2 tRNA genes and 3 rRNA genes are annotated in these 5607 nt (G+C 47.6%); all 5 read left to right on the forward strand.

Annotation, left to right across the window (positions count from 1 at the left end):
• The first annotated feature begins 166 nt into the window (after nucleotides 1-166).
• A 16S ribosomal RNA gene (locus GGR21_RS20660) occupies nucleotides 167-1697 on the forward strand.
• Nucleotides 1698-1886: 189 nt separating this feature from the next.
• A tRNA-Ile gene (locus tag GGR21_RS20665) sits at nucleotides 1887-1960 on the forward strand.
• A 113-nt stretch (nucleotides 1961-2073) separates the two neighbouring features.
• A tRNA-Ala gene (locus GGR21_RS20670) sits at nucleotides 2074-2150 on the forward strand.
• Nucleotides 2151-2394: 244 nt separating this feature from the next.
• Nucleotides 2395-5285: ribosomal RNA gene (locus GGR21_RS20675) — 23S ribosomal RNA — on the forward strand.
• 161 nt (nucleotides 5286-5446) lie between these two features.
• Nucleotides 5447-5557: ribosomal RNA gene (gene rrf / locus GGR21_RS20680) — 5S ribosomal RNA — on the forward strand.
• Together the 16S, 23S and 5S rRNA genes with 2 tRNA genes alongside form the textbook arrangement of a ribosomal RNA operon.
• The last annotated feature ends 50 nt before the right edge of the window (nucleotides 5558-5607 follow it).

The following is a 5607-nucleotide window of genomic DNA, read 5'->3' on the forward strand; positions in this document are numbered from 1 at the left end:
AAAGAAATGACAACAACATCCAAGAAGTGTAGTACTGGGAAGGATTATATTGTAATGATTAGAGATTTATAATTTTTAATTCACAATTCATAATTCAGAGAAGTTCTACCGTCAATTAAATTGATAGATTAGGGTATAGGATCGAAAGACTTAGAAATAGAAATATACAAAGAAGAGTTTGATCCTGGCTCAGGATGAACGCTAGCGATAGGCCTAACACATGCAAGTCGAGGGGCAGCACGGGAGTAGCAATACAACTGGTGGCGACCGGCGCACGGGTGAGTAACGCGTATGTAATCTACCTACAACAGGGGGATAACCCGGAGAAATCCGGACTAATACCGCATAAAACAGGGGTCCCGCCTGGGACTATTTGTTAAAGATTTATCGGTTGTAGATGAGCATGCGTTCCATTAGATAGTTGGTAAGGTAACGGCTTACCAAGTCAGCGATGGATAGGGGAACTGAGAGGTTTGTCCCCCACACTGGAACTGAGACACGGACCAGACTCCTACGGGAGGCAGCAGTGAGGAATATTGGTCAATGGGCGAGAGCCTGAACCAGCCAAATCGCGTGAAGGAAGACTGCCTTATGGGTTGTAAACTTCTTTTACAGGGGAATAAAAAGACATACGAGTATGTCATTGCATGTACCCTGTGAATAAGCATCGGCTAACTCCGTGCCAGCAGCCGCGGTAATACGGAGGATGCGAGCGTTATCCGGATTTATTGGGTTTAAAGGGTGCGCAGGCGGGATTTTAAGTCAGCGGTGAAATACCAACGCTCAACGTTGGAACTGCCGTTGAAACTGGGATTCTTGAGTATAGATGAAGTAGGCGGAATTCGTTGTGTAGCGGTGACATGCATAGATATAACGAGGAACTCCGATTGCGTAGGCAGCTTACTAAACTATAACTGACGCTCAAGCACGAAAGCGTGGGGATCAAACAGGATTAGATACCCTGGTAGTCCACGCCGTAAACGATGATTACTAGTTGTATGCGATATGATAGTATGTGACTAAGCGAAAGCGATAAGTAATCCACCTGGGGAGTACGCCGGCAACGGTGAAACTCAAAGGAATTGACGGGGGCCCGCACAAGCGGAGGAACATGTGGTTTAATTCGATGATACGCGAGGAACCTTACCCGGGCTTGAAATGCAATCGACGATCTATGAAAGTAGATTTCCAGCAATGGCGATTGTGTAGGTGCTGCATGGTTGTCGTCAGCTCGTGCCGTGAGGTGTCGGCTTAAGTGCCATAACGAGCGCAACCCACATCATTAGTTACTAACAGGTCAAGCTGAGGACTCTAATGAGACTGCCGGCGTAAGCTGCGAGGAAGGTGTGGATGACGTCAAATCAGCACGGCCCTTACGTCCGGGGCGACACACGTGTTACAATGGGTGGTACAAAGGGCAGCTACTGGGCGACCAGATGCTAATCTCCAAAGCCACTCCCAGTTCGGATCGGAGTCTGCAACTCGACTCCGTGAAGCTGGATTCGCTAGTAATCGCGCATCAGCCATGGCGCGGTGAATACGTTCCCGGGCCTTGTACACACCGCCCGTCAAGCCATGGAAGCCGGGGGGACCTGAAGTACGTAACCGTTGAGGAGCGTCCTAGGGTAAAACTGGTGACTGGGGCTAAGTCGTAACAAGGTAGCCGTACCGGAAGGTGCGGCTGGAACACCTCCTTTCTGGAGACCTGTACCTTATGTAGGACAGCAGGTACTACACTTGGATATGTTGTTAAAAATATACACTCAGTTGAAAACAGGGCGTTGAAAATTGAAAGATTAGTAACTTTCCCCTATCCACGATCCATTTTCCACTGAGAAACGAGAAACCAAGAAGCTGGCACCCAGTTTCAGGCCGAAGAATAAGCCAGTCCTATAGCTCAGTTGGTTAGAGCGCTACACTGATAATGTAGAGGTCGGCAGTTCAACTCTGCCTGGGACTACGTCGCTGCTCAAGCAGCGAACAATTGGTAAATTAGACAATTAGCAAATTAGCAAATGAAAAAAACATTTAATTACCGGATTTGCTAATTACCGGATTTGCTAATTAGATTTCGGGGGATTAGCTCAGCTGGCTAGAGCACCTGCCTTGCACGCAGGGGGTCAACGGTTCGAATCCGTTATTCTCCACCACTCAGGTACGAGTAAACGAGTAGACAAGTAGACAAGTTAAACAACTTGTATCTTGTATCTTGTATCTCGTCAACTGAAAACGATCTTTGACATGATGTAACAAAAAGAGCAAGTAAAGTTTAGTTATATTTAATATAATTAATCAAACCCACGAAACAGTAAACAAGTGGACAAGTAAACGAGTAGACGAGTTAAACAACTTGTATCTTGTATCTTGTACCTTGTCAACTTTTCGCAAGAAAAAAAGAAAGTAAAAAAGGGCACATGGGGGATGCCTTGGCTCTCAGAGGCGAAGAAGGACGTGATAAGCTGCGATAAGCTACGGGAAGGCGCAAATAGCCCTTGATCCGTGGATTTCCGAATGGGGCAACCCAATAACCGAAGAGGTTATTACACTACCATGTAGTGAGCTAACCAGGGGAACTGAAACATCTAAGTACCCTGAGGAAAAGAAAATAAAAATGATTCCCAAAGTAGTGGCGAGCGAACTGGGAAAAGCCCAAACCAATCCTGTTTAGGCAGGGTTGGGGTTGTAGGACTGCGTTGTGGCACGACAAGTTTGAAGTGGAAACCTTTGGAAATAGGTATCATAGAGGGTGATAATCCCGTACACGAATCAGACTCGAAGCCTAGCAGTATCCTGAGTAGCGCGGGACACGAGAAATCCTGTGTGAATCTGCCGGGACCATCCGGTAAGGCTAAATACTCCTGAGAGACCGATAGCGAACCAGTACCGTGAGGGAAAGGTGAAAAGAACCTCGAACAGAGGAGTGAAATAGACCCTGAAACCATGTGCCTACAAGCGGTCGGAGCAGTGTAAGCTGTGACGGCGTGCCTTTTGCATAATGAACCTACGAGTTACTGTCACTGGCAAGGATAAGGACATTATAAAGTTCCGATCCGAAGCGAAAGCGAGTCTTAACAGGGCGTCCAAAGTCAGTGGTAGTAGACGCGAAACCAAGTGATCTACCCTTGTGCAGGTTGAAGGTTGGGTAACACCAACTGGAGGACCGAACCGGTAAACGTTGAAAAGTTTTCGGATGACGTGAGGGTAGGGGTGAAAGGCTAATCAAACTTGGAGATAGCTCGTACTCCCCGAAATGCATTTAGGTGCAGCCTCGGCTAATATTATTGTGTCAGGTAGAGCGACTGATTGGATGCGAGGGCTTCGCCGCCTATCAAGTCCAGATAAACTCCGAATGGGCACAATAGGTTTACCGGGAGTGAGGGCATGGGTGCTAAGGTCCATGTCCGAGAGGGAAAGAACCCAGACCATCAGCTAAGGTCCCCAAATATCAGTTCAGTTGAATTAACGAAGTATGACTACCAAGACAGCTAGGATGTTGGCTTGGAAGCAGCCATTCATTTAAAGAGTGCGTAACAGCTCACTAGTCGAGTGGTCGTGCGTGGATAATAATCGGGCATAAACTGGTTACCGAAGCTATGGGATAAATATTATCGGTAGGGGAGCATTCTACTCGGCGTTGAAGGCGTACCGTCAGGTATTCTGGAGCGTGTAGAAAAGCAAATGTAGGTATAAGTAACGATAAAGGGGGTGAGAAACCCCCTCGCCGAAAGACTAAGGATTCCTGATCAACGCTAATCGGATCAGGGTAAGTCGGGCCCTAATGCTAAGCCGAACGGCAATGCAGATGGACGAACCGGTTAATATTCCGGTACTGCTGTAATGAGTGAAGTGGGGACGCAGAAGTGACACTACTGCCATCTGACGGATTAGATGGTTAAAGGGAGTAGGCGTTGACCGGGGTAGGCAAATCCGCCCTGGGAGCTGAACCTGAAAGTACTACAATCCCCCGGGAGCGTAGAAAATGTAGGTAAGCCGGCTGCCGAGAAAAACCGCTAAACGCTAATCATTACCGCACCCGTACCGTAAACGGACACACGTAGTCGGGTTGAAAATACTAAGGCGCTCGAGCGATTCACAGTTAAGGAATTAGGCAAAATGACCCTGTAACTTCGGGATAAAGGGTACCGTCAGCGATGGCGGTCGCAGAGAATAGGTCAAGGCAACTGTTTATCAAAAACACATGGCTATGCAAATAAGAAATTAGAAGTATATAGTCTGACACCTGCCCGGTGCTGGAAGGTTAAGAGGAGATGTCATCGCAAGAGAAGCATTGAATTGAAGCCCCAGTAAACGGCGGCCGTAACTATAACGGTCCTAAGGTAGCGAAATTCCTTGTCGGGTAAGTTCCGACCTGCACGAATGGTGTAATGATCTTGACACTGTCTCAACTGTGATCTCGGTGAAATTGTAGTATCGGTGAAGATGCCGATTACCCGCGATGGGACGAAAAGACCCCGTGAACCTTTACTATAGCTTTACATTGACGTTGGGCACTTGATGTGTAGGATAGGCCGGAGGCAATGAAGCGGGCACGCTAGTGCAAGTGGAGCCATCCTTGAAATACGGCCCTTTGATTGTCTGGCGTCTAACTCTCGGTATGAGAGGACAGTGTATGGTGGGTAGTTTGACTGGGGTGGTCGCCTCCAAAAGAGTAACGGAGGCTTCTAAAGGTGTGCTCAGGACGATTGGTAACCGTTCGCAGAGTGTAATGGTATAAGCACGCTTGACTGAGAGACTAACAAGTCGAACAGGTAGGAAACTAGAGCATAGTGATCCGGTGGTTTCAGTATGGAATGGCCATCGCTCAAAGGATAAAAGGTACTCCGGGGATAACAGGCTGATCATTCCCAAGAGCTCATATCGACGGAATGGTTTGGCACCTCGATGTCGGCTCGTCACATCCTGGGGCTGGAGCAGGTCCCAAGGGTTGGGCTGTTCGCCCATTAAAGTGGCACGCGAGCTGGGTTCAGAACGTCGTGAGACAGTTCGGTCTCTATCTATCGTGGGCGCGGGATATTTGCGGGGATCTGACACTAGTACGAGAGGACCGTGTTGGACAGACCCCTGGTTCACCAGTTGTTCCGCCAGGAGCATCGCTGGGTAGCTAAGTCTGGATCGGATAAGTGCTGAAAGCATCTAAGTACGAAGCCGGCCTCAAGATAAGATATCCTCATAAGGGTGGTTGTAGACTACGACCTTGATAGGCTGTAGGTGTAAAGGCAGTAATGTCATAGCCGAGCAGTACTAATAGCCCGAAACTTTCTTCAGGTGCATTGCACCACAAACAAACAGGTTTGATAACCTATATAAACATAATAACAACAATACTTACTCTTTTTACATTATGTCAACTTATACGGTTGTCGGTTTGCATACAGGCAGAATAATGGTATAAACTGCTGACTGCTAACTGTTGACTGAACAATTTTCAGGTGGTTATAACACCGGGGATCCACCTCTTCCCATTCCGAACAGAGAAGTTAAGCCCGGTCGTGCCGATGGTACTGCGTAACAGTGGGAGAGTAGGTTACCGCCGTTTTTTAAGAAAGTGAAGTCCGCATACTAAAATATGCGGACTTTCTTGTTTTT

It is taken from the genome of Dysgonomonas hofstadii (genome assembly GCF_014196915.1).
Classification (GTDB): domain Bacteria; phylum Bacteroidota; class Bacteroidia; order Bacteroidales; family Dysgonomonadaceae; genus Dysgonomonas; species Dysgonomonas hofstadii.